At 66.7% G+C, this 26,314-nt stretch carries 24 protein-coding genes; 16 read left to right on the plus strand and 8 right to left on the minus strand.

The window, feature by feature from the left end; genetic code table 11:
• Window positions 1-37: 37 nt before the first annotated feature.
• The 3 genes from CCS01_RS34340 (at window position 38) to CCS01_RS33560 (ending at window position 2,773) form a co-directional block, all read left to right on the plus strand.
• Window positions 38-1,417, plus strand: coding sequence for a DUF3300 domain-containing protein (locus CCS01_RS34340; RefSeq protein WP_204848193.1), 1,380 nt, complete (start codon window positions 38-40; stop codon window positions 1,415-1,417).
• Window positions 1,418-1,427: 10 nt separating this feature from the next.
• Window positions 1,428-2,381 (plus strand): DUF2950 domain-containing protein, encoded by a 954-nt coding sequence (locus tag CCS01_RS09115; RefSeq protein WP_158258306.1) that lies wholly within the window; start codon window positions 1,428-1,430, stop codon window positions 2,379-2,381.
• 233 nt (window positions 2,382-2,614) lie between these two features.
• Window positions 2,615-2,773 (plus strand): hypothetical protein, encoded by a 159-nt coding sequence (locus tag CCS01_RS33560; protein ID WP_158258307.1) that lies wholly within the window; start codon window positions 2,615-2,617, stop codon window positions 2,771-2,773.
• Window positions 2,774-3,192: 419 nt separating this feature from the next.
• Here the strand turns inward: CCS01_RS33560 and CCS01_RS09120 are convergent, their stop codons facing one another.
• Complete coding sequence (locus CCS01_RS09120; protein WP_104518517.1) at window positions 3,193-3,822, minus strand: hypothetical protein; 630 nt, start codon at window positions 3,820-3,822, stop codon at window positions 3,193-3,195.
• Window positions 3,823-4,132: 310 nt separating this feature from the next.
• Here CCS01_RS09120 and CCS01_RS09125 point away from each other — a divergent pair, with 310 nt between their 5' ends.
• The gene (locus CCS01_RS09125) at window positions 4,133-5,107 is read left to right on the plus strand and encodes a helix-turn-helix domain-containing protein (RefSeq protein ID WP_104518518.1); all 975 of its coding nucleotides are present in this window, start codon (window positions 4,133-4,135) and stop codon (window positions 5,105-5,107) included.
• A 306-nt stretch (window positions 5,108-5,413) separates the two neighbouring features.
• Here CCS01_RS09125 and CCS01_RS09130 read toward each other — a convergent pair whose 3' ends face one another.
• Window positions 5,414-6,367 carry an AraC family transcriptional regulator gene (locus tag CCS01_RS09130; protein WP_104518519.1) on the minus strand — a complete coding sequence of 318 codons (954 nt, stop codon included), beginning with the start codon at window positions 6,365-6,367 and terminating at the stop codon, window positions 5,414-5,416.
• Between the two features lie 603 nt (window positions 6,368-6,970).
• On the opposite strand from CCS01_RS09130, the gene CCS01_RS09135 reads away from it, so the two are divergent.
• From CCS01_RS09135 to CCS01_RS09155, 5 genes are read left to right on the plus strand one after another with little or no spacing between them, the layout of a single operon-like run.
• A complete protein-coding gene (locus CCS01_RS09135; protein WP_104518520.1) occupies window positions 6,971-8,143 on the plus strand; it encodes an OmpA family protein in 1,173 nt (390 codons plus the stop codon).
• Between the two features lie 49 nt (window positions 8,144-8,192).
• On the plus strand, window positions 8,193-9,878 hold the full coding sequence (locus tag CCS01_RS09140; protein ID WP_158258308.1) for a PqiB family protein: 1,686 nt from the start codon (window positions 8,193-8,195) through the stop codon (window positions 9,876-9,878).
• On the plus strand, window positions 9,875-10,504 hold the full coding sequence (locus CCS01_RS09145) for a PqiC family protein (RefSeq protein WP_104518522.1): 630 nt from the start codon (window positions 9,875-9,877) through the stop codon (window positions 10,502-10,504). The genes CCS01_RS09140 and CCS01_RS09145 overlap by 4 nt, the downstream gene beginning before the upstream one ends.
• A gap of 7 nt (window positions 10,505-10,511) precedes the next feature.
• Window positions 10,512-11,843, plus strand: coding sequence for a paraquat-inducible protein A (locus tag CCS01_RS09150; protein WP_104518523.1), 1,332 nt, complete (start codon window positions 10,512-10,514; stop codon window positions 11,841-11,843).
• A gap of 46 nt (window positions 11,844-11,889) precedes the next feature.
• Window positions 11,890-12,990: an AI-2E family transporter gene (locus CCS01_RS09155; protein WP_158258309.1), complete on the plus strand. Its 1,101-nt coding sequence runs from the start codon at window positions 11,890-11,892 to the stop codon at window positions 12,988-12,990.
• Window positions 12,991-13,252: 262 nt separating this feature from the next.
• Here CCS01_RS09155 and CCS01_RS09160 read toward each other — a convergent pair whose 3' ends face one another.
• On the minus strand, window positions 13,253-14,647 hold the full coding sequence (locus CCS01_RS09160) for an amidase family protein (protein WP_104518525.1): 1,395 nt from the start codon (window positions 14,645-14,647) through the stop codon (window positions 13,253-13,255).
• 69 nt (window positions 14,648-14,716) lie between these two features.
• Here CCS01_RS09160 and CCS01_RS09165 point away from each other — a divergent pair, with 69 nt between their 5' ends.
• From CCS01_RS09165 to CCS01_RS09180, 6 genes are all read left to right on the plus strand, one after another.
• The gene (locus CCS01_RS09165; RefSeq protein ID WP_104518526.1) at window positions 14,717-15,619 is read left to right on the plus strand and encodes a polysaccharide deacetylase family protein; all 903 of its coding nucleotides are present in this window, start codon (window positions 14,717-14,719) and stop codon (window positions 15,617-15,619) included.
• Between the two features lie 387 nt (window positions 15,620-16,006).
• On the plus strand, window positions 16,007-16,159 hold the full coding sequence (locus CCS01_RS33565; protein WP_158258310.1) for a hypothetical protein: 153 nt from the start codon (window positions 16,007-16,009) through the stop codon (window positions 16,157-16,159).
• Window positions 16,160-16,236: 77 nt separating this feature from the next.
• Complete coding sequence (locus tag CCS01_RS09170) at window positions 16,237-16,662, plus strand: hypothetical protein (RefSeq protein ID WP_146101631.1); 426 nt, start codon at window positions 16,237-16,239, stop codon at window positions 16,660-16,662.
• A 146-nt stretch (window positions 16,663-16,808) separates the two neighbouring features.
• Window positions 16,809-17,291: an OsmC family protein gene (locus CCS01_RS09175; RefSeq protein ID WP_104518528.1), complete on the plus strand. Its 483-nt coding sequence runs from the start codon at window positions 16,809-16,811 to the stop codon at window positions 17,289-17,291.
• A 571-nt stretch (window positions 17,292-17,862) separates the two neighbouring features.
• Window positions 17,863-18,045, plus strand: a complete 183-nt coding sequence (locus CCS01_RS32620) for a hypothetical protein (RefSeq protein WP_146101632.1) — start codon at window positions 17,863-17,865, stop codon at window positions 18,043-18,045.
• Window positions 18,035-18,595: a type II toxin-antitoxin system VapC family toxin gene (locus tag CCS01_RS09180; RefSeq protein WP_204848194.1), complete on the plus strand. Its 561-nt coding sequence runs from the start codon at window positions 18,035-18,037 to the stop codon at window positions 18,593-18,595. Before CCS01_RS32620 ends, CCS01_RS09180 begins: the two co-directional genes overlap by 11 nt.
• Before the next feature lie 506 nt (window positions 18,596-19,101).
• On the opposite strand, the gene CCS01_RS09185 is transcribed toward CCS01_RS09180, so the two are convergent.
• Together CCS01_RS09185 and CCS01_RS09190 are read right to left on the minus strand one after the other, a co-directional pair.
• Window positions 19,102-19,971: an MBL fold metallo-hydrolase gene (locus CCS01_RS09185; protein ID WP_104518529.1), complete on the minus strand. Its 870-nt coding sequence runs from the start codon at window positions 19,969-19,971 to the stop codon at window positions 19,102-19,104.
• 13 nt (window positions 19,972-19,984) lie between these two features.
• Window positions 19,985-21,022: an amidohydrolase family protein gene (locus CCS01_RS09190; protein ID WP_239992067.1), complete on the minus strand. Its 1,038-nt coding sequence runs from the start codon at window positions 21,020-21,022 to the stop codon at window positions 19,985-19,987.
• Between the two features lie 134 nt (window positions 21,023-21,156).
• On the opposite strand from CCS01_RS09190, the gene CCS01_RS09195 reads away from it, so the two are divergent.
• Window positions 21,157-22,200 (plus strand): MBL fold metallo-hydrolase, encoded by a 1,044-nt coding sequence (locus CCS01_RS09195; RefSeq protein WP_104518530.1) that lies wholly within the window; start codon window positions 21,157-21,159, stop codon window positions 22,198-22,200.
• 121 nt (window positions 22,201-22,321) lie between these two features.
• Here CCS01_RS09195 and CCS01_RS09200 read toward each other — a convergent pair whose 3' ends face one another.
• The 3 genes from CCS01_RS09200 to CCS01_RS09205 all read right to left on the minus strand — a co-directional run bounded on the left by CCS01_RS09200 (window position 22,322) and on the right by CCS01_RS09205 (window position 26,292).
• Entirely contained in the window at window positions 22,322-25,681 is a 3,360-nt protein-coding gene (locus CCS01_RS09200) for an adenylate/guanylate cyclase domain-containing protein (RefSeq protein WP_104518531.1), read from the minus strand.
• 181 nt (window positions 25,682-25,862) lie between these two features.
• Complete coding sequence (locus tag CCS01_RS35045) at window positions 25,863-26,036, minus strand: OsmC family protein (protein WP_239992068.1); 174 nt, start codon at window positions 26,034-26,036, stop codon at window positions 25,863-25,865.
• On the minus strand, window positions 25,960-26,292 hold the full coding sequence (locus tag CCS01_RS09205; protein ID WP_239992069.1) for an OsmC family peroxiredoxin: 333 nt from the start codon (window positions 26,290-26,292) through the stop codon (window positions 25,960-25,962). Before CCS01_RS09205 ends, CCS01_RS35045 begins: the two co-directional genes overlap by 77 nt.
• Window positions 26,293-26,314 lie beyond the last annotated feature (22 nt).

Below are 26,314 nucleotides of genomic sequence, written 5' to 3' on the forward strand. Positions count from 1 at the left end.
CGGCGGTGGGGGATCGACGGCCGGGAGACGTCCGGCCATGAGGACAGGGAGACGACCCCGTCCCGTCCGGATACTGGCCGCCTGCCTGATGCTGCACGCCGGCTGGATCAGCGCCCCCCACGCGCAGCCTGGGCCACAGGCCGTCGGGCCACAGGCCGTCGCCCAGCCGGCCGATACGGCGACCGCCTTCAACACCGAGCAGCTCGACGCCCTGCTGGCGCCGATCGCGCTGTATCCCGACCCGCTGTTGACGCAGGTGCTGATGGCCTCGACCTACCCGCTCCAGGTCGTCGAGGCGGCGCGCTGGGTGGAGGACCCGGCGCACAAGGGCCTGAGTGGCGATGCCCTGACCAAGGCACTGGCGGCGCAGCCCTGGGACCCGAGCGTGAAGTCGCTGGTGCCGTTCCCGTCGGTGCTGGCGATGATGAACGGCCAGCTGGACTGGATGCAGCAGCTTGGCTACGCGTTCGCCGATCAGCAGGCGGATGTGCTGGATGCGGTACAGCGCCTGCGCCGGCAGGCTCAGGCGCATGGCAGCCTGCAGTCCTCGCCGCAGCAGGTCGTTCGCACCGAAGAAAAGACCATCATTATCGAGCCGGCACAGCCGAACGTGGTGTATGTGCCCAGCTACAACCCGACCGTCGTCTATGGCGCGTGGCCGTATCCGTCGTATCCGCCGGTGTACCTGCCGCTACCGCCGGGTTACGTCTTCGGCACCGCCCTGGTCAGCGGACTGGCGTTCGGCGCGGGCGTTGCGATCACCGCCAGCCTGTGGAACTGGGCCAGGCCGTCCTGGGGCTACGGCAACGTCAATGTCAATGTCAACGTGAACCGCTACAACAACATCAACGTCAATCGCCACCAGATCAATTCCAACGTCTGGCAGGCCAATCGTCCCGGTGGGCGTCCGGCGGGGCTGGCGCGTCCGCCGGCCGGGCCGGTCGGGCGGCCGGCACGCCCCGCCGGCCTGCCGGCGAACGCGGTTGGCCGCCCGCAGGTCTCGGTGCCGCGCAATGCCGTTTCGCCACCCGCCCGCTCGGCCGGCGCCGTGCGCACGCCCGCGGCCGGGGCGTCCCGCCCACAAGCGGCCGGGGCGTCCCGCCCACAAGCGGCCGGAGCGGCGGGACAGAACAGGGCGGCAAACCGGCCGGCCGCCGGCCAGGGCGGGCCTGGCGCCAACCGGCCCGCCGCGTCCGCCCGGCAGCCCGCGCCGCAGGTCGCCGCCAACAGGCCGGCCTCGCGGCAAGGCGCGTTTTCCGGCATCAACGAGGGGCGGCAGGCCGGCCAGTTCGGGCAACGCGGCGCCCAGAGCCGCTCCGCCGGCCAGTTCCAGCGGCCCGCCGGCGGCGGGCCCAGGGCTGGTGGCGGCAATGCCGGTGGCGGCCATGCCGGTGGCCGCGGTTTCGGTCGGCGATAGGGGAGGGGCCGTGAAGATCCTGCCACGCAACCTGCTGCTGCCTGCCGTCCTCGCCGCATGGACGGCGCTGGCCGCGGCATCCGGCCTGTGCGCCAGGCCCGCGCCGGCGGAACGCAGCTTTGCCTCGCCGCAGGAGGCGGCCGCCGCCCTGGCCGCCGCCACGCGGACGCACGATGCCGCGGCACTGCGTGCCATCTTCGGACCGGGCAACGACGCGCTGCTGTCCTCCGGCGACCGCTATGCGGACCAGGAGCAGGAACGCCGCTTCGCCGACGCCTACGCCGCCGCGCACACGCTGTCGCCGCAGGGCGCCGGCCGCATGCAGCTGATCGTCGGCGAGAACCACTGGCCCCTGCCCATCCCGATCGTCGAGCGCAACGGGCGCTGGATGTTCGACACCCAGGCGGGCGCCGACGAGATCGTCGATCGGCGCATCGGCCACAACGAACTGGCCGCGATCCGCACCTGCCTGACCTATGTGGATGCGCAGCACGACTACTTCGAGCGCATGCGGCAGAAAACCGGCACCGGCGTGTATGCCGAGCGGCTGGTAAGCACGCCCGGCCGGCAGGACGGGCTGTACTGGCCGGAGGAGGCCGGGACGCCGGAAAGCCCGCTGGGTCCGCTGGTCGAGACGGCGCAGGCGGAAGGCTATCCGGGCGTGACGGCCGGCGGCCGGCGGGTCCCCTATCAGGGATATTACTTCCGCGTCCTGTCCGCGCAGGGACCGGACGCGCCGGGGGGCGCGAAGGACTACATCCAGGCCGGGCGGATGACCGGCGGCTTCGCCATGATCGCATGGCCGGCCAGTTACGGCGCCTCCGGCATCATGACGTTCCTGGTCAACCAGGACGGCACGGTATTCCAGAAGGACCTCGGTCCTGACACCGACCGGATCGTCCCGCGCATCCAGCGTTTCGATCCTGACGTGAGCTGGGCGGTGGTCGAAGTGAAAGACCAGTAGCCAGAGAGCTGTCCCGCCGCGTTCGGACGGCTCCCGCAGAATCCAAGCGGCAAGTCCCGTAGCGGGATCAGGTCGCCGTTCCGGAGAGATTCCATTCGCAACATTACATTGTATGTTCGGCGCCATGCGAGGGATCGTGATGCGCGTTGACCTGCGTCATTGCTGCCTTGCGCCGTTGCGCTAGCTTGTTTCCAGGCCGATCCGAGGCGGCTTGAGGGCGCAGGAGACGCATCATGTTTCTTATCGTGGCATTCATTATGGCGTTGGGCGGCGGCGTGATGGCGTATCATGCAACGAGTCAACGGACGCCGACACCGCCGCCGCCCGTGCCGGCGCAATCGGTTCCTGATCAGGGCGCGCCGCCACACCAGCCGCAACAACATCAGGAATGACGGAAAGGGACGTCCCACCGTGCCCAGTCGTGGTGTCCGGCGCACCGGCCCCGTCCCGTTCATGGTGGGCGAAGGCCCCATTGGCGTTAAAATTGGCGGGTTGGCGGCACGGCCGTTGCAAACCCGTCATGGTGGCGCAGGCCCACCATCCACGCCCTTGGCTGATCTCAGCACCGTCAGGCGTGGATGGCGGCCCTGCGGCCGCCATGACGGGAAGAAACAGCGTGCCTCGCTCCACACTATAACAACGCCAAAGGGGGCGAAGGCCCGCCATGATGGTTGAGGCGTCCGCGCGGCAAATGGAGCGGTAGTCTGCATCAGGCCCCAAGTCAGCGCTTGTGCGGCCGCTGCCCGATCCGGCAGCAGCCGATCCGGGCTGGCCGAGCGACACGTCGCGCGTGCCGCCCGTTCGTTGCGGCCTAGAACCAGCTCTTCGGTGCGGGCTCGATCGATACCGCCAGCATCTGGCTGACCACGGCGGTGACCGTGTCACCGACCTTCAGTTGCGGCAGCATCGCGATGCGTGCCGGATCGGTGACATCGACGGTATATACGCCGCCGCCGGATGGATCGACCAGGTCGATGCTGTGCGCCGCCAGGTCGATCCCGACCACGGTGCCGCTGACCCTGGCCACCCGCAGGCCAATGCCGCCGGGCGCGTGGACGGGCCGGGCAATGGCCTGGGCAATTTCATCCTCGCCGGGCGCCGGCACACCCATGCCGCCTCTTGGCGGGCTGACCATGAAGGCGACCGAGCGGTAGTAGTTCGCATTCACCTTGTCGCCGACGTCGAGCATGTTCAGTCTGACGGCCGGGCCGGCGGTTACGGTCAGGGAACGGCCTGATCGGCTCTGCAGCGTCACCTGCCGGGTGGCGGGATCGATGGCAGTGATCCTCGCGTGGATCTTGGCCATCTCGGATTGCGGCACCACGTTGCTGTAGGTCGGATTGGCTTGCGCCGCGGCCGGGGTCGGCATGACGGCCGGAAGCAGGCCCGCCATGGCGAGAATGCCAATGGCGACGGCGCTGCGGGATGTCGTGACCTGCATAACTGGCTCCTCACCCAAGGTTTACCATACGAAGCCAGTTTTGGCAGGGTGTGCTCGCTACGCTATGCGGAAACCGCAAGCCGTTCGCGCGCCGGACTGACAGGCGCGCCAACCGCAGGCGTTGCGGGCCATTCTCACGCGGCGCCCGGACGGCACCGCGACATTTGCGTTTGCCGCAGTCAGCATCGGAAATTGTCCGGTTCTGCATAGTCCGGCACCCGACCTGCGGGTGTAGCAAGAGACTGGCAAACGCCCGCTATGGCACGTTCGCACAACCGCAATGACCCAGGAGCGCCGCGAGGAGTGACGGATGCCGGGCAGTGGCTCGTCGATATTCACCGACGCCGACGATTATCAGGCGCACCTGGCACTGCCGGTGGACCTGTTGGCGGTCCAGCCCGGCCGTTTCCGCGCGAATCTGACCTGGGTGGGGCTGCCCCAGTTGCAGTTGCTGCATGCGCGGGAGACGCTGTCGCGCGTTGCCTATGTCTCGTTGCCGTCGGATCAAATCATTGTGACATTTCCTACGGACCAACCCTCGCGCCTGATCTGCGACGGCGTCTCCCTGCGATGGGGCGACCTCATGTTCCATAGCCCGGGGGAACGCTTTCATCAGCGGATCACCGCGCCCTGTTCATGGGGCGCGATTGCGCTCGCGCTGCCCACGTTGACGGCCTACAGCCGGATTCTCAACGGCTGGGACCTTGCGATCCCGCCTCGCGGCCGGATGCTGCGCCTGCCCCTGGGCCACCGGCGGCAGTTCCTGCAGTTGCACGCACGGGCCGCGCGGGTCGCCGAACGCTACCTGAACCGCCTGTCCCATCCGGAGGTCGCGCGATCGCTCGAGCAGGACCTGATCGTTACGCTTGTGGCCTGCCTGATCGGCGCCGAGCCGCGCGGCGCTTCGGCCGCCGGCAGCCACCGCGCCACCATGCTGGTCCGGTTCCAGGAGGTGCTGGCGGCCTGTCCCAATACCGTGCCACAGGTCGCCGAGGTTTGCCGGATCATGCGCGTGTCGGAGCGCGTGCTGCGTGCCTGGTGCCTGCCGGTGCTGGGGATGACGGCTGCCCAATACCTGTGCCTGCGGCGTCTCAGGCAGGCGCGGCGGGCGCTGCGGCAGGCGGATGCCGCGCCGGAAACCGTGCATGACGTCCTGACCCGCTATGGATTTGCCGATTTCCGCCATTTTGCCGTGGCGTATCGCAGGGCCTTCGGCGAGCAGCCGCCGGATTGCCCGGACAATGGGCAACCAGCGCCCCGGCGCCGAAAATTCCTGCTGATCTGAGGCAAGCCGGGCTGCCCCCGCGCCGAATTGACAAGACACCGGCCGAAATTCCGTCCCCGCAATAGCCGATCGTCGCGCCGGTTGGCAAAAGCGCCGGTCCGGCCGAACCCCCATTCAAAAACCGGCCCGTATTTGCGCGCCGCCGGCAAGTCCGCACCGCACCGCGCAACGTCCCCCTGATCCCCTGTGGCCCTCCACGTCCCTCAGTTCATTTTCTGTGCGAACAAAAATACGCCATCAACCACACCTCTCCGACCGGTGAGGCACCATCCCTGACCGGTGCCGCACCGGCCAGCGCTGTCACAGTCAGTTCCTGATCGGCTCCTGCCGCAGCGTCGCCGACGGTGACTCACCGAACACGCCGCGATAGGCGACAGCAAAGCGGCCAAGCTCCCAAAACCCGAATTTGGTGGCGACGTCGGTGACCGTCATCGCCCCCAGAGATGCCGCGCGAAGCTCCCGGCGGGCCAGATGCAGGCGCCGCAGGCACAGGTAGCGCTTGGGGCCGATCCCCAGCATTTCGTTGCAGATCTGATGCAGGGTCCGCTGGCTCACGCCCAGGGCGGAACAGACCTCCGCCAGGTACAGCGGCCGTTCGCGGGCCGCTTCCTCCAGGGCATGCAACCGCTTGATGATGGCGGTGTGCCGCCGTTGGCTTGCCGTGTCGGCTCGCATGTGTCCGTTGGCGAGGCAGTCGACCATGGCCTCGGTCAGGGCGGCTTCCAGTCCGCACGCCCGGTGCGGATCCTCGATGGCGCCCGGGGCATGTTTCGCCAGGTGCACCGCCGCGGCATGCAAGGATCGCAGGCGCGACATCAAGGCCGGGTCCACCCTGGCGGTCGTGGCCACGCCGACTGGCAGGGCCGCGCCGACGGTCAGCGCCACGCCGTGTTCGACCAGATCGTCATGCGGCAGCGACATGCTGGCGAAGCGGCTCGGGCCGAGCGTGGTATGCCACACCGGGTGTGCCGGGGTGAAAATGCCGACCTCATCCGGCGCGAGTTCGCTCCCCTGGTGCCGGACCGGGCATCCAGGTTCGACCGGAAAGCCGATGGCGACCCGCGGCTGCTCCATCTGGACGCACCAGGAGCGGGCCAGGGTTTCGTCAACCTGTTGCATCCAGAGCCGGCGCAAGTCGATTTTGATGACACTTGCCGAGAAAGATCCGGAGCCGGTCAGAACGATATCGTTATTGACCGGCCACACCGCGGCCCGGAATTCCTCGACATCCGTGCAGTTGTTACCCGAGCTGGAAAGCATGGACGCCCCCAAACCAAGTTAGGCGGCGCAATCAAAGGCGAGGGAACCGATACTCCGTTGACCTCTGTCAAACGAAAATTGAACTCACCGTGAACTGCCAAAGCGAAAGGAAAGCCGCGCCGCGATGAACACGCCGCGGGGTTGCCTGCGGCCTGTGTTGCAATAAGGTGACACCGGCCGGCCACGCGTTCGCCTTGGATACCATGGTATTTGCCGGCGGTGGCTTCGTGTTATCTGTTTCATCCTGGCCAGGTGTGGCGAAAAAGCCAGACCCATGGCCCTAAGCTGCCGCTCGCTAAAGATATGATGGCACCAGTCGCCGTTTTTGATGAACACTCTACTTCCTGGCGATCGGCTTCCACAGGCGGCTCTCTGCGTGATGCCGAGAACGGCGCATCGGAAGGTCCTGTGGGCGCCGCGGATGGTCTTCGCTCCGTGAATTGCTTTCGAACTGGACAGCCGAGTGATGCTTTTTAGTGTAAGGTTAGTGATGCAGTTCGGCCACAGTGTTTCCGAACACAAGCGTATCCGCCGAAATTGCATAGTCCGTGCGCAGCATTCAGCGCATTCCGGTCGCAACGCTACAACAAAGAGGAACTTGCCATGTTGAAAACGTGGAAGCAGGCACGGGTTGGCATTCTTTTGGCCGTAACGACGGCCCTGAGCCTCCCGATCGCCGCCCAGGCGCAGGATGACCAGGGGCCTTTGGGCTACCCGGTTGTCGGTCCCTATGTAAACGTGATGGGCGGCTTCAACATCAAGGCCAACCCATCTGTCAAGAACCTGAGCACCAGCCTCCGCCCCCTGAGCAGCGGCCTCAGCACGCCCAATCTGAACTTTAGCACCAACATCGGTGGCGCCGGACTCGCCGGCCTGGGCTGGGGCTTCGGCAATGGCCTACGGGCAGAGGTTGAGTTCGATTATCGCGGCAACGGCATCAGCCGGATAAGCGGCCAGCCGCGCGGCTTCGGCGCCAGCACGCGGGCCGGCGGCTCCGAGCAGCTGTGGGGCCCGATGTTCAATGTCCTGTACGACTTCAACGGCCTGTCGCCGTTTGTGGTCCCCTATGTCGGCCTCGGCGCTGGCTACCAGCGGACGCATCTGTCGGACTTCCTTGCCATCGGCAGCAACGGCACGACCCTCGGCTCGAACGACACGCGGGCATCGTTTGCCGCGCAAGGCATTGTAGGTGCGGCCTTCCCCATTCCATCGGTACCTGGCCTGTCTCTGATCGCGGATTACCGGATCCTGGGGCTGACCGGCACCAGGACCTTTAACGCGGCCCTCACCACCCCGACCGCCGGTGGCGGCAGAAGCTTCGTGCCTGGCACGATGCAACTGGGACACGAATACAATAATACGTTCATGTTCGGTGTCCGCTGGAACTTCGGCGTCACGCCGCCGCCGCCGCCGCCAGCCCCTGTCGCGGCCCCGGCTCCGGCGCCGGCCCGGTCGTACCTGGTCTTCTTCGATTGGGACAAGGCGACGCTGACCGATCGAGCCCGGCAGATCGTCAAGGAAGCGGCTGACAACTCCACCCATGTCCAGGTCACCCGGATCGAGGTCAACGGCTACACCGACACGTCCGGCACGGCGAAATACAACATGGGCCTGTCGGTCCGGCGTGCGCAGGCGGTCGCCAACGAACTGGTCCGCGACGGCGTGCCGAAGGACGTGATCAGCATCCAGGGCTTCGGCGAAACCCACCTGCTGGTGCCCACCGGTCCGGGTGTGCGTGAGCCGCAGAACCGGCGCGTGGAGATCATCATCCGCTGACCCCCGCAGGTTCGAGAGAGTGGAGCCAACCGGTGATGCGCCGATGTCCATGAACCTCGAACCTGCCGCGCCGGCTCAGGCCAAACTGAGCCGGCGCAGCCGCATTCCGCTGATCTGGCTGATCCCCATCGTCACGCTGCTGATTGGCGCGTGGCTCGCGTGGGACACGTTCTCCAGGCGCGGGCCGACGATCACGATTACGTTCGACAGTGGCGAAGGCCTGCAGGCGGGACAGTCCCATATCAAGCACAAGGACGTCGTGCTTGGCCTGGTGACGGATGTGCAGCTCAGCCCCGACGGCTCGCACGTCACCGTCACAGCCGAGATGAACCGGCAGGCGATCCCGTTCCTGACCGATCAGACGCGCTTCTGGGTGGTCACGCCACGGCTGTTCGCCGGCCAGATCTCGGGGCTTGATACGCTGATTTCCGGAGCCTACATCGAACTGCTCCCTGGTCCTGAACACGGCCGGCTGGCCACGTCCTTCGCCGGGTTGGAGACGCCGCCGGTGCTGACCAGTAACGAGCCCGGGCGGACATTCCTGCTGCATGCCAGCAAGGTCGGCTCGGTCAGCGTCGGCTCGCCGGTGTTCTTCCGCGACCTGAATGTCGGCACCGTGCTGGGCTGGGATGTCGGCCACATGGTCGAGCAGGTGACGATCCATGCTTTCGTGCGCGCGCCCTATGACAGTTACGTCCATGACGGCTCGCGCTTCTGGAACGCCTCGGGCGTGTCGGTGAAGCTGGGCGCGCAGGGCGTGCAGGTGGAAATGGAATCCGTCAAGGCGCTGCTGCTGGGCGGCGTGGCGTTCGACACGCCGAAGGAGGCGCTGGACACACCGGTCAGCGCGGAGAATCGCCCGTTTCCGCTCTATGCCGATCAGGAGGCGGCGCGCAACGCGTCGTTCCACCGGCAAGTGCCGGTGGTCAGCTACTTCCCCGGATCGGTGGCGGGGCTGACCATAGGCTCGCCGGTGACCTTCCAGGGCCAGCGGCTGGGCCAGGTGACCGGCATCACCATGCAGTACGACCCGGTCGCCGACACTATCCGCATCCCGGTGCACTATGAAATTGAGCCCGAGCGGATCTCGGATGCCGCCACCGCCGCGAAGCGCGGGCCGCTGGAGAACGCCCGCTTCCTGGTTGATCACGGGCTGCGCGCGCAGATCAAGACTTCCAACCTGCTGACAGGCCAGAGCGAGATCGCGCTGGAGTTCTTCCCCGATGCGGCCAAGGCGACGATCGGTACCGAAGGCACCGTCATCGTCTTCCCCGCAGTCCGCGGGACTTTCGCCGACATCAGCCAGTCGGCGAGCGAAGTGCTGTCGCAGATCAACCAGATGCCGTTCCGCCAGATCGGCGACAACCTGAACAACCTGCTGGCCGGCGCCAATTCGATGACCAGCAGCCCGGAAACGAAGCAGACGCTGAAGGCGCTGGCGGTGACGATGACGGAGCTCGAATCCGTAGTGAAGCGGCTCGACACCGGCGTGACTCCGGCCTTGCAGAACCTGCCCGAGATGACCGCCAGCTTGCAGGCGGTCCTGGCGAACACCAACCGGCTGGTGGCATCGGCCAACACCGGCTATGGCGGCGACTCCGCCTTTCACCGTGACGTCAACCGGCTGCTGAACCAGCTGAACGACACGATGCAGTCGCTGCGCTCGCTGGCCGACATGCTCAACCGCCATCCGGAGGCGCTGATCCGCGGCCGGACCAATACAGGATACCAATGATATCTCTGGACCGGCGCGCAATGATCGCGCTGACGACGGCGGGGGCCGCGCTGGCCGCCTGCTCGTCGCCCAACCCGAGACTCTATACCTTGGCGCCGGCGCCCGGCGTGGTGCAGGGCCGGGGGCCGCATGTCGTGCTGCTGCACCAGGTCGCGATCGCCCGCTACCTGGAACGGCCCGAGATCGTGCGGTCGTCGGAGCACTACCGGCTGGACGTCATGGCCAACGACACCTGGGGCGAGCCCCTGTCCGCCATGATCGGCCGCGTGCTGGCCGAGAATCTGTCACAGCGCCTGCCCGGCACCACCTTCGTGACGTCCGACAGCGCCATCTCGGCCAAGGAAAACGCCGCGGTCGGCGTGAACATCCTGCGCATGGACCTGGACGCCACCCGCACCCTGATCCTGGCCGCGCAGGCCTCGGTGACGTTCATCGAGCCCGAGCGCCCCGGCCTCATGCGCAGCCTGCGCACCACGGTGCCGGTGCCGTCCGGTCGCATCGCCGAGGAGGTGCGGGCCATGAGCATCGCCCTGGGCCGCCTGGCCGACGAGATCGCCGTGATGCTGCACGAGCCGCCGCGCCCGCCGCCGCCGCGCCCGGCGCATCGGGCGCGGCACCGGCACTGACGCCGCCATGGCCACCGCGCCAACCATCCTGGCCAGCCTGTTCGAGACGACACCGATCGAGCAGGCGGTCACGCAGCCGCGGCTGCGCGCCTGCATCGACTGCGGCCAGTTCCAGGTCCTCCCGGCGATGGAGCCCGGCACGGTGGCGCGCTGCAACCGCTGCAATGCCGGGCTGCGCCGCGTCCGGCATGACCCGCTGGGGCGTGGTCTGGCGCTGAACCTGGCGGCGCTGGCGCTGCTGGTCATCGCCTGCACCGCGACCCTGCTGACAGTCAGCACCTTCGGGATGTACCGCTCGGCCACCGTGCTGTCGGGCCCGCTGGGATTTGGCCATCATAATGTCTGGGCACTGGCCGCGGTGGTGGCGTTCATGTCGGCGCTGGCGCCGCTGCTGCGGCTGGGGCTGGTCACCTACGTGCTGCTCGGCCTGCGGATGCCGCAGCCGCCGCGGCACCTGCGCGACGCCTTCCGCATCGCCGAGAAGATCCGCCCCTGGGCGATGGTCGACGTCTATCTGCTGGGCGTGTTCGTCGCCTTCACCGAACTGCCGGACACGGTGCATGTCAACGTCGGCATTGGCGTCTATGCGCTGGTCTTGCTGATGCTGACCATCGTCGCCGCCGACTCCGTGCTGGACCGCCAGGCGGTGTGGGAGGCGATGGAGCGGCGCGGCCTGACCGACCTGCCGTCCGGGCGCGCGGTTCTGGCGGCGGTCACGCCACCGGCGGGGGCGCTGACCTGCGAGACCTGCCGGCTGGTCTGCCGCCCCGCGGCCACGGGCGAGACGCACTGCCCGCGCTGCGGCTCCCGTGTCGAGGCGCGGAAGCCGGACAGCATCACCCGGACCTGGGCGCTGGTCGTGACCTCGGCGATCCTGTATGTTCCCGCCAACCTCCTGCCGGTGCTGGCCTTCGTGGAGTTCGGCTCCGGCGCGCCGCACACCATCATCGGCGGGGCGGAGGAACTGCTGGCCGGCGGCATGTGGCCGCTGGCGCTGCTGGTGTTCCTGGCCAGCATCGGCGTGCCGTGCCTGAAGCTGATCAGCCTGGTGCTGCTGCTGGTGACGACGCAGCTTGGGTCGTCGTGGCAGTTGCGCCAGCGGACGCTCCTGTATCGATTTGTCAGCACCATCGGCCGCTGGTCGATGATCGACATTTTCATGGAGTCCGTGCTGATCGCGCTGGTGCAGTTCGGCTCGGTGGTGACAATTGATCCCGGGCGCGGGGCCGTGGCCTTCGCCGGCGTGGTGATCCTGACGATGTTCGCGGCCGAGGCTTTCGATCCACGGCTGATGTGGGATGCGGCGGCGCGCCGCCAGGGCCAGGCGGCATTGGAGTGATGCAGTGGACAATCGGCTTCCCGGCAGCGGTGCGGATCCTCGCCCAGTGGTGGCGCCGATAGCGCGGCAGGCCGGGGCTGCCGCTCCGGACGGGGCCGGCATGGTGACGCTGATCGAGCGCAGCATCGTGCTGCTGCTGGTCGTTGGCCTGCTGGTTGGCGTGGCGGCGGTGCTGCGTCCGTTCACCACCGCGATCCTGTTCGGCACCACGCTGGCGATCGCCGCCTGGCGGCTGCGGCAGGCGCTCATTGCACGGGGGCTGCCGCGCGGGCTGGCGGCGGCGATCCTGCTGCTGCTGGCGCTGCTGGTCGTGGCCCTGCCTGTGCTTGCCGTGGCGCCGGCCATGACCAGCCAACTCGGAAGCGGCATCCAGCGCGTGCAGGCCTATTTCGCCACCGCGCCGGAACGACCCGCGTGGTTCGCCGGCGTGCCGCTGCTGGGCGCCAGGCTGGCACGGGTCTGGGACGAGGTGGCCCGGGCCGGGGGGAACCTGCACGCCATGCTGGAGCCCTATTCCGGGACGCTGCAGCAGACCTTGCTGACGGCGGCGCAGGCGCTGGCCGACAGTGTGCTGCAGGTGGTGCTGTCCCTGGTGGTGGCGACCATGCTGTGGACGACGGGCGATCGGCTGGCCGAGGAACTGCGCGACATCTTCCGCCGCCTCGGCGGCGTGACCGCGGAAGCGACGCTGGATGCCGTCGCCGGCGCGGTGCGCGGCGTCGCGCTGGGCGTGATCGGGACGGCGATGATCCAGGCGGCGTTGCTGGCGTTCGGACTGGCCGTCGCCGGCGTGCCGGGGGCGGCGACACTCGGCTTCGTTGGCCTGCTGCTGGCGATCAGCCAGGTTGGCGGGCCGCTGCTGATCCTGATCTGGGGCGGGGCGGCGTGGTGGCTGTTCGGCCAGGATCATGGCGGCTGGGGCGTGTTCATGATCGCCTGGGGCGTCCTGGTCAGCACGATCGACAATTTCCTCAAGCCGTGGCTGATTGGCCTGGGCGTTCACATGCCGATGTCGCTGACCATCCTGGGCGTGTTCGGCGGCTTCGTCGCCTTCGGCTTCCTGGGCCTGTTCATCGGGCCGGCCCTGCTTGCCGCCGCCCTGATCCTGCTGCGCTCGTGGCGGGCCAACGCGCCGCTGGCGGTGTGACGGTTCCTTCCCCCGCTCTGTCATGGCCCGGCTTGTCCGCATCGGCGCCAACTTAGGCGACCGGCGGCACGGCCGTTGCTACTCCGTCATGGTGGGCGAAGGCCCACCATCCACGCCTTCTGCCGATATCAGCACCGCGAGACGTGGATGGCGGCCCTGCGGCCGCCATGACGACGGGGCGGTGCACCACGTCCGGCCGCCTAAGTTAGCGGCGATGCGGCTTGTCCGGGCGATGACGGTGAGGGCAAATGTCTGAGCTCCCCTACCCCAGGTCCGCCACCTCGAACGGCTGCGCCAGCTCGATCGCCCGCGCCGCCCGCAGCACCAGGTCGTCGCGGAACTGCGCCGCGGCGATCTGCACCGCGTTCGGCAGCCCGTCCGCCCGCCGGCCCATCGGCACGGTGATCGCCGGCTGACGCGACAGGTTGAAGGTGAATGTCCACGGCGCCCAGGCGGTGGTCAATGCCCGCACTGGGTCCTGCGTCGGCGCGTCCGCCAGCGGCGGCCCGGCCGGCACGGTCGGGCAGAGCACCAGGTCGAAGCGCTGGTGCAGCCGCGCCATCACGTGGCCGGTGGTGGCGCGCAGCGCCTCGGCGTCCATGAACTCCACCGCCGACATGCCGCCCATCGCGGCGGCGACCTCGCGGATGCCGGGATCGAGCAGGCTGGCGAGTTGCGACGGCAGCCCCGCCACCACCCGCGCCAGCGCCGCGGCCCAGGCCCGGGTGAAGGCCAGGCTGGTGTCCGGCAGATCCGCCTCGGCTGCCTCCACGTCGGCACCGGCGTCGGCCAGCAACTGCGCCGCCCGCTCCACCGCGGCGATGCCGTCGGCGTCGACCGGGGCGTCGAAGCCGGGCTTCGACAGCACGCCGACGGACAGGCCCGCGACGCCCGCGTCGATCCCGTCGAGCCAGTCGCAGGGCTCGTCCGGCAGGCAGAACGGGTCGCGCAGGTCATAGCGCGCCATGGCCGACAGCATCAGCGCCGCGTCGCGCACCGTGCGGGTCATCGGCCCGGCGCAGGAGACGGACGCGAAGGCGCTGGCCGGCCATTGCGGGATACGTCCGTATGTCGGCTTCAGTCCCACCAGCCCGCACCACGCCGCCGGGATGCGTACCGAGCCGCCGGCGTCGGTGCCGATGTGCAGCGGTCCGAATCCCGCCGCTGCGGCCGCGCCGGCGCCGGAGGACGAGCCGCCGGTGGTGTGGGCCGGGTTCCACGGATTGCGGGTGATGCCGTGCAGCGGGCAGTCGCCGGGTGACTTCCAGCCGAACTCGGTGGTCGTGGTCTTGCCCAGGATCACCGCCCCCGCCGCCTTCAGCCCCGCCACCATCGGCGCATCGTCCGCCGCCGGCTCGGGCGAGGTGGTGCGGCTGCCGCGCCGCGTGGGGAAGCCGGCGAGGTCCACCAGGTCCTTCACCGTGCACGGCACACCGTCCAGGATGCCGATGGGCCGCCCTGCCCGCCAGCGCGCGGCGCTTTCCCCCGCCGCCTGCAGCGCGCCCGGGTTCATCACGGCGAAGGCGTTCAGCTGCGGGTTGAGCCGCGCCACCCGCTCGGTGACCGCCTGCAGCACGTCGACCGGCGTCAGGCGCCGGCGGGCAAAGGCGGCGAGCATGTCTTCGGCGCTGAAAAGGGCGGGGTCGGTGTCAGGCATGGGCAGAGGTTTTCCAATCCGTCGAATCGGATGCAGCATGGCGCCCACAGCGCAGGGAGGGAACCCCCAATGAGCAATACCCCGCAGGAACCCTGGCAGTGGCCCGAGGTGGAATGGCGCCGGATCGTCGGCCGGGCGCGCGCCGGGCGCAGCCTGAAGCCGGCGGCGTGGCCCAACGGCGCCCGCTGCGCCGTGGCGATCAGCTTCGACGCCGATCATGAGACGATACCATTACGTGATAATGACCAAAGCCCGATGCGGATCAGCCAGGGCCAGTACGGCGCCCGGCAGGCCACGCCACGCATCCGCCGCCTGCTGGAACGCGAGTCGATCCCGGCCAGCTTCTTCTATCCGGCCGTCTCTGCCCTGCTGCATCCCGGCGAGGTCCGCGCGCTGGCCGCCGACGGCCACGAGATCGGCATCCACTCCTGGATCCACGAGGTCAACACCAGCCTGCCGCGCGAGGCGGAACGCGAGCTGACGCTGCGGGCGCGCGACACGCTGGCGCGGATCAGCGGCACCGAGCCGGTGGGGATGCGCACGGCGAGTTGGGATTTCTCGGTCAACACGCTGGACATCATCCGCGAAATGAAACTGCTGTACGACAGCAGCCTGATGGCCGACGATGATCCATACGAGCTGGAAGACCAGGGCGAGCCCACCGGCATCGTCGAACTGCCGCCGGAATGGATTCGTGATGATGCAGTGTATTTCAATATGCTTCGCTTTTCCGGCCTGCGCCCCTACACCCCGCCCTCGGCAGTCGAGGAGATCTTTACTGCTGAATTCGACGGCGCCTGGGAGGAGGGCGGGCTGTTCCTGCTGACCATGCATCCGCACATCATCGGCCACCGTTCCCGCCTGCCGCTGCTCGATCGGCTGATCGGCCGCATGAAGGCAAAGGGCGGCTGCTGGTTCGCCACCCACGCGCAGGTGGCGGAATGGTGCAAGGCCAACCGCCCGGACGGCTGACCGGCCGCTTCGGGCGGTCCTGGCCGCGGCGCCGGTGATACGGCCGGCGCGACCGGTTCACGGGGATTTGCGATGACAGGGCGGGCAAGCGCCTGCGCGCGAGCGGCCGCGCGGCTGTGGCGGAATCGCTACTGACACGATACGTGACGGTGCCGGCCGGCGATTCGTTTTAGAATCCGGAGTATCAACGTTCTGCAAAATTATATCGGGAAATTATCAAAGATGTGATCGCGATTTTGTGAGATCCCTATTGCCGACTAACGAAAACGTGAGTTAAAAACTTCGTGTTTCCTCCCTGAACCTTGCCGCGGGAGGTTGGCTCCCGCGGCGCCTTTTTCGGAAGGCGGCTCCTTCAGCGGAGGATCATGCCAGGATCGGATGGTTTCCATGCACGACGACCGCATTCAATACGTTGACGGCTCCAGCATGATCGTCGCGTCCTGGCAGCCCGTTTCCATCGACTCGGCGTCGCCGTACCTCAAGGCCATCGCGCTGGTGGTGCTGCTGCTGGCGACCTGGGCCGGCCTCTGCGCGATTTGATCCGCAACGCCGTTCCCCGACCATTCCGACCCGGATGAGTATCGGAACCCTCCATCGACTCTCGGTCATCGCAACAATTGGAAATCGACATGTCTGCTGGCGACACCCAACATGCCTACCGCGTTCTCTGGGCCCAGGTTGTGATGCAGGCCAAGGCCGATCTGGAGAATGAGCCGATCGGCTCGATCCTGTACAACCAGGCGGCGGCGTTTTTCGTCAGCCGCGGGGACTGGGCGGAGTCGCGGCTGATGATTGCGGATTGCCTGAACATGCACCCCGATGACCTGAGCCGCGTCGGCCAGCAGTGGATCAACGACCGCCGCCGGCGCGAGGGTCTGGAACTGGAGCAGAACGAGGCGCCGAAGAAGTCCGACCCGCTGGTGCTGCCGCGCCTGGTCGCGGTGCCTGGCCCGAGCACCCACGTGCGCCGGGGCCGCACCCGCACACCGCGCGCCGTCAACCCGTTCAACCCGTTTCGCGAGAAGGTCGCCGCCGCCGTCTGATCCCGGCGCTCCTGGTTGCCGCCGCCTGGCCGTTACGCGCCAAGCCAGGGCTGAAGTGGCAGCCAGGGAAGCACCGGCCGTGCCGACTCGCGCCAGGCCATCTGACCCGTTATCTTTGGACCAACGAAGAACACGGGGGAAAGGGCATGGCGCAGGTCCGCGGCGAGCACCATTACGCAGTCGACGTCGAGTGGACCGGCAACCGCGGCACCGGCACGTCCGGTTACCGGGCTTATGGCCGCGACCACAGCATCTCGGCGGGGACCAAGCCCTCCATTCCCGGCTCTGCCGATCCCGTGTTCCGCGGTGACGCGGCGCGGTGGAATCCCGAGGACCTGCTGGTTGCCGCGCTGTCGGCCTGTCATCAGCTTTGGTATCTGCATCTCTGCGCCGACGCCGGCATCGCCGTGCTGGCCTACCGGGATCAAGCGGCTGGCACCATGGCCGAGGATTCCCCCGCCGGCGGTCGTTTCGTAAGCGTGGTGCTGCGCCCGCAGGTGACGGTCCGGGCCGGGGACGATGCCGACTTGGCGCGGCGCCTGCACGACGAGGCGCATGCCAAGTGCTATATCGCCAGCTCCGTCAACTTCGCCGTGACGCACGAGCCGGTCATCCGGCACGCGACGTGACCGTTGCCATGACGACGGAGCAACGACTCAGCGCCTGGTACAGTGTTTCCATGAAACAGAACCTGTTGCGGCCACGCCCATGAGAAGCTGTGTGGGCCCGACTTCTACAGTTCGGTTACGCAACTCGTTGAAACTGCACAGAAAAGCCAGATTTTGAGGCTCTTGTGGTGCCAAAACCGCCGCTGACAGAAAAAGTCCGCGTTATATCAATGGCTTGCTGTAGGCCGACTCTCAGGAAATCCGCTCTTTTGCACCACAAGCGGCCTTAGATCACGATTTATCCCATGTTTCAGTGAGTTGCGTAGCCGAACTGTAGAAGTTGGGTGTGGGTTCAGAGGGCGGCAGCCAACCCCACCTTGCATTGTGTGACATGAATCTTTAAGATGCGCACGTTAAGCAGGGGTGTGGCATGGCCGTAGCACAACGGTCTGGCAAGCGGGCGACGACAGGGAACACCGTCTCACGTCAGCGCCGGTCCAGACAGGTTTCTGCGCCGTCCGGTGCCAAACTCGCGCACGTAGTCACCTTCGAGAGTGCCAAAGAGGCAGGACTCCTGGAGGGGGAACGCACTGTGCACGTCAGCTTCAGGGCTCCTCCCGCCCTGGTCGAGGCGGCTATGAAAGAGAGCGGTGTAACATCGCCTTCCGAACTCGGGATTCTCGCACTTGCCGCGCTGGCGCAACCGGATCCGGTTGCAGAGTTCATGCGCAAGAACAGAGGGCGCCTGGGCAAAGGCCACAAGCTTGACTATTGACCTCCAGAAGATCATCCGGTCGCGGAAGCTGGAGAAACATCAGGCACAACTGACCGCCCGCGCCGACATCGATTTGATCTGCGCCAGCGATATCGCCGGGAAGGGGCGGCAGGTCTTTGTGCCCGACACGAACATTTACATCATGGACGCCGCTGGCATCCTGTCCCACGCGGCAGAGAACATTGTCGGCCAAGGATTGATGTTACACTGTTCGGTCTGCCTTGCAGAAGTCAGTGCGGGCATCGGCAAGTACGCTCCCAAGGCGCCAGACTGGCGGGCAGTAGCTGGTCACTATGCCGAAATGTTCGCCTCCATCCCTGCCAATCGGTTGCTCGTTCCTGATGCCCAAACCTGGGCGGACGCAGGGATGGTGGCAGGCATTCTCGCTCGAACGCAGGGCTTTCATAAGAAGCAGTCGAAGGAGCTTCTCAACGACGCCGTGATCTACCTCTGCGCGGCAAAGAACGGATTGCCTGTGCTAACCGACAACAAAACCAATTTCGATCTGCTCCAGCAGCTTGCACCGGGTGGAAACTTTATCTTTGTCTGACAGAAGCCCCATCTTCCGGTGGGCCTGCCTGAAGCTACAGCACACCGCAGGACGGCTGGGACTCCGCTTGCAGGCATACAGCGGCGGCATCGCTCTGTTCGGGCTGCGGCCGGAGCGCTCGTCCAGACCACATGACGGTGCTGCCAGGGGCATGCGTCCCTGTCATGGCCGGTGCTTGCTGCGGCCGACGATGGTTCACCACAGAGCCACAGAGCCACAGAGATCAGGATCGCCGCGTTGCCGACGGCCTTGTTGCGATCTCGGTGTCCCTGTGTCTCTGTGGTGACATCAGCGGAATCTCCGCCAGCAAGACATCGCCGATGGTCGCACGATATGTTCGGTTCCACGGAAACGCTGTACCAGGATCTGACGCAGAATAACCGCTCCAATTGCCGCACGGACGCTCCAACCGTCATGGCCGGTATCCAGGGCAAGCCCGGGTAGCCGCCATGACGCGGAAGGGCCGGTGCGCCGGCTTTGGCGGATCGGTTATTTCGCCTCAAGCCTTACCGCACGTACTTGTAGTCGAAGCCATCTTCCATCGCCTCCACCCGCCCCACCGTCGGGTGCGGGAAATGGATCGGAAAGACGAACGTTCCGGTTCCAGCAATATCGCCCAGGAACCGCCGCCGCGACATGATCCCTTCCTCGGGATCCCAGTCGAAGACCGTTGACCACTCGGGCATCCGGCACTGCAAGGCGTGATGCATCAGGTCGCCCGTCACCACCGCACGCTGCCCGCCGGACCTGATGTTGACGCAGCAATGGCACGGCGCGTGCCCCGGCGTCGGCGTCAGCCAGACCGTATCGTCGAGCATATAGTCATCGTCGACCAGCAGCGCCTGCCCAGCCTCGACAATCGGCAGGCAGTTGAAGCGCCAGACGTCGCCCGGGGGATTTTTGCCTTGCTTCGTCGCTTGCTCCCACGCGGCATACTCCCGCTTGTGGAACACGTATTTCGCATTCGGAAATGTCGGCGTCCAGCGTCCGTCGCGCAATACCGTGTTCCAGCCGCAATGATCGATGTGGAGATGCGTGCAGAACACATAGTCGATCGCGTCGAACGACAGGCCGGCCGCCCTGAACTCGTCCAGCCAGCGCTGCTTCGGGAAATCCATCGGCGGCGGAAAGCCCTTGTCCTCGCCGGTGCAGGTATCCACCAGGATCGTGTGGTGCGGCGTGCGCACCACGAAGGTCTGGTAGGTGATGACCATCTTCCCTGTCGCCGGATCGAAGATCTCCGGGTCCAGCGTCGCCAGGTGCTTCCGGGCCAGATCCTCCTGGTAGGCCGGGAACATGTCGGCGGGCTTCCGCCATGGGCCATCCCGCTCGATGATGCTGGCGATGGTGACGTCGCCGATGCGCAATTGCCGCATTGTTCCGCTCCCGTCAGAGATCCAGGCGATAGAACCGCGCCGCCGAGCCGCTGAACAGATCGGCTTTTTCCGCCGCGCTCGCATCCTTAGCCAATATTTTGCAGGCGTTCCAGAACACCTGATAGCCATAGGAGCCCTTATCCACCGGGAAATTGCTCTCGAACATGCAGCGCGACGCGCCGAACGCCTCGATGCAGGTCTCGACATAGGGTTTCCAGGCCGCGGCGAGTTCCTCGGACGACGGCGGGTCCGCCTTGGTGTGAAAATCCCACCCGTTGAGCCGCATCGCCATGCCGCCCAGCTTGACCACCACGTTCGGGCATTCCGCCAGCGCACGGATCAACTTCGACCATTCCTCGAACACCGCCTGCCGCAGCCCGGCGTAGGAGCCGATGCCCAGCGGCCCGCCGATATGGTTCAGGCAGATCATGGTGCCGGGAAACACCCGCGCCAGGTCGACGACGTCGCCGATCTGAGGATGATACAGCCACGCATCGAACGACAGGTTCAGCGGCGCCAGGCACGCGAAGCCCTGGCGGAACGCCGGGTCGTACATCAACCCGACCGGCGGGTTGTACGCCGGGTTCATCAGCGTCGGGTCGGGATCATAGGCGGTGATGTGGCGGATGCCGCGGAACCGCCCGCCGCCAGCACGGATATGCGCCTCCAGCACGTCGCGCGACCGCTCGCCGTTGCGCAGGTCAACGTGCCCGACGATGCCGGCGCAGATCTTCGCCGGGCCGTAGTTGCCCGAGGCGCTCATGGCCGCCACGCCGTTGACGAACTCGGTCTCGCCGACCGGGCGGAACGCTTCCGGACCGGAGGCACGGTGCATCGCGCGGCACTGCACGAACACGGTGGCGACGATGTTGTGACCGCTGTTGGTGTCGGCCAGCAGGTCGTCCAGCATGTAGCGCCAGCCCGGCCGCTCCCACAGATGGTGGTGCGGATCGACGATCGGCAGGTCGGGCTCCAGGATCGTCTCGGTCCGCCGCGCCAGCCAGTCGTCGCGGACGGGCAGGTAGGTACTTGGAGCGGGAGGCTGGCTCATGGTGTTTCCTCGCCTGTTTTGCGGCATTGTTTCCCGCCCTGCGCCTGATGCCAAGAGCCGCGGCCGATTGCAGGATCGGCGGCAAGCCCTACTACCCAGTAGGCGGAGGCGCCCGGGTCTGCTAGGGACAGGGCATGCATACACACCCCGCATCCACACTGACCTTTCCGTTCGCGGCCCCGCCCGCGCCCGGGGAGATGATCGAAATCGCGCCCGGCCTGCTGTGGCTGCGGCTGCCGCTTCCCTACCGGTTGGATCACGTCAACATCTACCTGCTGCGCAACGAGGGTGGCTGGACCGCGCTGGACACCGGCCTCGGCACCGACGAGAGCAAGCGGATCTGGGAACAGGTGCTGGCCGGCCCGCTGAAAGGCCAGGGGTTGAGGTCGCTGGTCGTCTCGCACTACCACCCCGACCACGTCGGCCTGGCCGGCTGGCTGTGCGAGCGGTTCGGGCTGGAGATGGCGATGCCGCGGCCGGAATACCTGCTCAGCCTGGTGCTGGCGCACGCCCCGGGCGACTATGGCAGCGACGTCTACCGGCCGTTCTACCGCCGCCACGGGCTGGACGCCGACGCGACCGAGATCGTGCTGAGCCGCGGACACGAATACCTGCGCCGCACCACCGGGGTGCCGCCGTCCTATCACCGGATCAAGCACGGCGACACGCTGGCCATCGGCGAGCGCGATTTCCAGGTGCTGACCGGCGGCGGGCACGCGCTGGAACAGGCGATGCTGTACCGGCCGGCGGAGAAGCTGTTCCTGGTGGCCGATCAGGTGATCGCGCGGATCTCGCCCAATGTCAGCGTGCATCCGATGGAGGCGGACCTGGATGCGCTGGGGATCTACCTGGCCTCGCTGCGAGCGATCCGGGCGGCGGTGGCGCCGGACGTGCTGGTGCTGCCCGGCCACGGCCTGCCGTTCCACGGCCTGCACGACCGGATCGAGGAACTGATCGCCCATCACGCCGAACGCTGCCGCCTGATCGCCGAGGCCTGCCGCGACGCGCCGCTGTCGGTGGCGGAGATCGTGCCGCACCTGTTCACCCGCACGCTGGACGCGCACCAGACCGGGTTTGCGTTCGGCGAGGTGCTGGCGCATGTCAACCACATGCTGGGCAAGGGGGAACTGCAGCTGGAGACGGACAAGGATGGGGTGGATCGCTACCGGGCGGGGTGACGACTGTCGTCTGCCGGAGGTCCCTGGAGGAGGCGACGGGTTGGCGACAGGTTTTCATCGCCGCCTGGATGCTGGACCACAAGCCGTGCCGAACCGGATGCAGCCTCTGCCGCCCGCACCCCTATGCGAGTTCTTCCAGCAGAGCCTTGGCGTCCCGTAAATCGGGAGTGTCAAACCCTTCCGTGAACCAGCGATAGATCGGGCTGAGCAGATCGCGAGCCTCCATGCGCTTGCCCTGGTCGCGCCAGAATCGGGCAAGGCCCATGGCTGTGCGCAACTCAAACAACTTCGCGCTCTGGCGGCGTGCAACGACAAGACCTTGCTGAAAACTCGCCTCCGCTTCCGTGCGCTCGCCGATCGCGTACAGAAACTGCCCTCGAAGCCGGTGCATTTCAGCCTCCCACCAACAACCCTGGTTTGGCCGGAGATGACCTTCAGCCTCGACGACAAGCTTCAGCCCATCCTGCGGCAGGCCCGCAACGCCATAAAGCTCCGCGAGATAGACCGACATAATCAGCACCGTCCCTACGTTGCCGGCAGCCCGGGTGGTTGCCAAGCGACTACGAAGCAGGGCTATTCCTTGTTCGATATACCCCGATGCGGCCAGGTATGAGCTGCGGACAGAATTTGTAACTCCCTCCAGGAACGGTAAGTCACGATTGATGGACAGGGCGCTCAGTTCATCGACACGCTCAAGCCACACGGATGCGGTGGAGCGAAGGAGATTGTCGCCAACCCAAGCCATCCTGATGGAGGAAGCCAATGTATCGGGCCGTCCGCTCTGGCGTGCCTCTGAGAGTCCTTGGTCAAGCCGCTTGCGCGCTTGATCCAAATATCCAAGGCACGCCAGCGTCCAGGAGAAATGCAACAACGTCGCACAATGCGGGTCCTCTGCTGACAGGTCGGCCAAGTAGGCACGATCGGCGAGGTTGTAGAGGGACAGCGTGCGTTCGAAATGAGTGCGGGCTTCGACGAATTCGCCTTGGTGGTGATCGATGACCGCAGCGCAGCGGCAACCGAGATACCGCACCCGATTATCGTTCCACATTTCGCCCAGGCTCAGCATTCGCAGGGCGATATCGGATGCGGACTTCAGTTTGCCGATCATGGCTTCGTAGAGATATTGGCCAAACATTACCAAGACGAGTCTGGCCTTGTCGCCAAGTTGATCGCAAAGCAGGCGCGCCCGCGCGTAAGTCTCGCCGACGCCCGAAGCAGTGTAGCCATGACCTGCAATCAGGGCGCGGCCGAGGGCAATCTGCAAATCGAGTTCTTGCTGCTGACGGGCTTCGCTGTCGGAGAGTTTCGGGACCAGGTACAAGCCTTTGCGAAGTTGCGAAATTGCTTCGGCCATGGCCGCACGTGCCATGGCTTGCTGACCAGCCTTCAGCCAATACGCGATCGCCTGTTCCGTGAGACTGGCTGCCGCGCAGTGCTGGGCCAACAGCGCAGGTTGCGACAATACAGTTTCCGGGAAACGGACTTCCAGGCTCGCGACAATGCGAGCATGCAGCCGTTGGCGCCGGCTGCGCAACGAGATGCCATAGGCGGCATCCTGGACCATTGCGTGTTTGAACAAGTAAATCGACTGGGGCGGCGTGCCCCGCACGAAAAGCAGGCCGGCATTCGCCAGCCGATCGAGTGCTGCGCGAAGTTCAGGCTCGGGCAGATCGGTGACTGACGCCAGCAGCGCGAAGCCGAACTCGCGACCGATCGTCGCGCCGGTTTGTGCGACATCCTTGGCAGCAGGTCCCAGCCGATCCAGCCGCGCCAGCAGCGAGGCGTGCAAAGTCGCCGGCACCGCCGGATGTGGCACGGATGTCAGCACCGGGCCATCAGCGCCCGCCTCCAGCACCGCCTTGGTCAATTCCTCAACAAACAGCGGCACCCCGTCGGTGCGCTCGGTGATCTCTGCTATGATCTCGGCTGGCAACGCCGTATTGCCGGCAAGACTGGCCACCATCGCCGTCGTGTCGCGCCGGTCGAGCCGGGCTAGGCTCAGCATCGTCACCTGCGGCTGCTTGGCCCGGGACGGCTGGAACTCCGGCCGGAACAGCGCCAGCAGCAGCACCGGCCAGTTTGCCACCCGCGCGATCAGCCGGTCCAACAGCTCGCGCGAACTCGGGTCGATCCAGTGGAGGTCATCGAACACCATCAGCACCGGGCGCTGTCGCGCCAGAGCCTCAACTTGTCGCAGCAGCGCCTCGAAGATCTTTTCCTTCCGCCGCTGCGGCGTCGGGTCGAGCGGCGGAACAAGATCGGTTGACGGCAACCCGTGCAGTTCGGCAACCAGCGCCACGTCTTCACCCGATGGCTCGGCTTCCGCCAGCAGCGCCTGCAGCCTGGTCAGCCGAACTTCTGGTGCATCGCCGTGGGCGAAGCCTGCCGCGCGCTCCATCTGTGCAATCACCGGATACAGCGCGCTGTCCTGATGGTGCGGTGAGCAGAAATAGCGCAACCGGACATGAGGTTCAGCGGCGATCCGCTCGGCCAGCGCCTCGGCCAGCCGCGACTTCCCGACCCCTGGCTCCGCCGCGATCAGCACCACCTTGCCGGTGCCGCCCTTCGCCTGCGTCCAGCGACGGAGCAACAGGTCCAGTTCCTCCTCGCGCCCGATCAGAGGTGTCTGGCCCGAGCGCAGCGCCTCGAACTGCCCGAGTGTACGGTTCTCGGACACGACCTGCCAGGCCGGCACCGGCTCGGGCAGGCCTTTGAGTTCCACGGCACCGAGTTCCCGGCAGTCGAACAGGCCGCCGATTTGCCGACGGGTGGCGGCGTCGATCACCACCTGCCCTGGCCCGGCGAGTCCTTGCAGGCGGGCTGCCCGGTTCGGCGTCTCGCCGATCGCTGTCTGCTGGCGGGAATCGCCGGAGCCGATCGGCTCGCCAACAACCACCAGTCCTGTTGCGATGCCGATCCGCACCTGCAGCGTCTGACCGGCCAAAGGTGCTTCACTGACCGCGGCGGCGACTGCGAGCCCAGCGCGCACGGCGCGGGCGGCATCGGTCTCATGGGCTTTGGGCCAGCCAAAGTAGATCAGCACGCCGTCGCCGACATAGCGGGCGATGAAGCCGTTGAACTGTTGGATCGTGGCGGCAACGCACGCCTGATAGCTGCGGATGACCTCACGCAGGTCCTCGAGATCGAGCCGAGCGGAAAGTGCGGTGGAGCCGATGAGGTCGCAGAACATCACAGTGAGCGGGCGACGTTCGGCGGTGGTCTCGGACGTCTGGAACTGTCCGGTCGACTCGATCAGCGGGCCAGATAAAACCTGAGTGGGCGCCTCAGCTGGTATTCTCTCAGAGCGCAGCGCGGCGATTGCTTCCAGCAGACGCCGGCGATGGCCGATGGAGGTAACACCGAGCTCTTTGAGGTCGTCGGCGGTCAGCGTGAGCAGCACGTCGGGATCGACGTCATTCTCACGAAATGCCGCCGCATAGCGTTCCATCCCCAGCGCCTGCAGCCAGCCCGCGACGTTCATCGGCGCCTCTTTGTGCAGCCGTACCGCTGACCGAGCATGGGCCGGCCAGTTTCCTTCTGTCCAGAGGAACGGCTGGAACGGTTCGCTGCCGTCAGCAACGACGCTGCCGCAGATGTCCGAGTGGATCGGTTGCCCACGGGCGGCCAAACAGCCGCCCGCCAGCCAGCCAGGACAGGCAGCCTCAGGCCAGCCGGGCGTCGAGCGTGATCTCGGCGTTCAGCACCTTCGACACCGGGCAGTTCTCCTTCGTCGCACGTGCCAGTTCCTGGAATCTACCGCTATCGATCCCCGGCACGTTGGCCTTCAGCACCAGGTGGATGGCGGCGATCCGGAAGCCGCCGGCCTCCTGCCCCATCGTCAGCGTGGCGTCCGCTGTCCGGGCTTTCCGGCGGGTGTCCGGCGCCAGTCAGCTGGAACGCGATGGCCATTCTGAAGCAGCCGGCATGGGCGGCGATCAGTTCCTCGGGATTGGTGCCCTTGGCGTCCCCGAAGCGCATCCTGAAGCTGTACGGCGTGTCCTTCAGCGTGCCGCTCTGCGTGGTCAGGCTGGCGGTGCCCTCCTTGCCGGAGCCGTGCCATTGCGCGGATGCGTGGCGCTTGATCTGAGCCATTGGTTTCCTCCTTTCTGCGTCA

Source organism: Rhodopila globiformis, assembly GCF_002937115.1.
In the GTDB taxonomy this organism is placed as follows: Bacteria; Pseudomonadota; Alphaproteobacteria; order Acetobacterales; family Acetobacteraceae; genus Rhodopila; species Rhodopila globiformis.

Coding starts and splice junctions, on each gene's coding strand:
- CCS01_RS34340 (WP_204848193.1), top strand. CDS start 38: ATGAGGACAGGGAGACGACCCCGTCCCGTCCGGATACTGGCCGCCTGC.
- CCS01_RS33560 (WP_158258307.1), top strand. CDS start 2,615: ATGTTTCTTATCGTGGCATTCATTATGGCGTTGGGCGGCGGCGTGATG.
- CCS01_RS09120 (WP_104518517.1), bottom strand. CDS start 3,822: ATGCAGGTCACGACATCCCGCAGCGCCGTCGCCATTGGCATTCTCGCC.
- CCS01_RS09125 (WP_104518518.1), top strand. CDS start 4,133: ATGCCGGGCAGTGGCTCGTCGATATTCACCGACGCCGACGATTATCAG.
- CCS01_RS09130 (WP_104518519.1), bottom strand. CDS start 6,367: ATGCTTTCCAGCTCGGGTAACAACTGCACGGATGTCGAGGAATTCCGG.
- CCS01_RS09135 (WP_104518520.1), top strand. CDS start 6,971: ATGTTGAAAACGTGGAAGCAGGCACGGGTTGGCATTCTTTTGGCCGTA.
- CCS01_RS09140 (WP_158258308.1), top strand. CDS start 8,193: ATGAACCTCGAACCTGCCGCGCCGGCTCAGGCCAAACTGAGCCGGCGC.
- CCS01_RS09145 (WP_104518522.1), top strand. CDS start 9,875: ATGATATCTCTGGACCGGCGCGCAATGATCGCGCTGACGACGGCGGGG.
- CCS01_RS09150 (WP_104518523.1), top strand. CDS start 10,512: ATGGCCACCGCGCCAACCATCCTGGCCAGCCTGTTCGAGACGACACCG.
- CCS01_RS09160 (WP_104518525.1), bottom strand. CDS start 14,647: ATGCCTGACACCGACCCCGCCCTTTTCAGCGCCGAAGACATGCTCGCC.
- CCS01_RS09165 (WP_104518526.1), top strand. CDS start 14,717: ATGAGCAATACCCCGCAGGAACCCTGGCAGTGGCCCGAGGTGGAATGG.
- CCS01_RS33565 (WP_158258310.1), top strand. CDS start 16,007: ATGCACGACGACCGCATTCAATACGTTGACGGCTCCAGCATGATCGTC.
- CCS01_RS09175 (WP_104518528.1), top strand. CDS start 16,809: ATGGCGCAGGTCCGCGGCGAGCACCATTACGCAGTCGACGTCGAGTGG.
- CCS01_RS09185 (WP_104518529.1), bottom strand. CDS start 19,971: ATGCGGCAATTGCGCATCGGCGACGTCACCATCGCCAGCATCATCGAG.
- CCS01_RS09190 (WP_239992067.1), bottom strand. CDS start 21,022: ATGAGCCAGCCTCCCGCTCCAAGTACCTACCTGCCCGTCCGCGACGAC.
- CCS01_RS09195 (WP_104518530.1), top strand. CDS start 21,157: ATGCATACACACCCCGCATCCACACTGACCTTTCCGTTCGCGGCCCCG.
- CCS01_RS09200 (WP_104518531.1), bottom strand. CDS start 25,681: ATGAACGTCGCGGGCTGGCTGCAGGCGCTGGGGATGGAACGCTATGCG.
- CCS01_RS35045 (WP_239992068.1), bottom strand. CDS start 26,036: ATGGGGCAGGAGGCCGGCGGCTTCCGGATCGCCGCCATCCACCTGGTG.
- CCS01_RS09205 (WP_239992069.1), bottom strand. CDS start 26,292: ATGGCTCAGATCAAGCGCCACGCATCCGCGCAATGGCACGGCTCCGGC.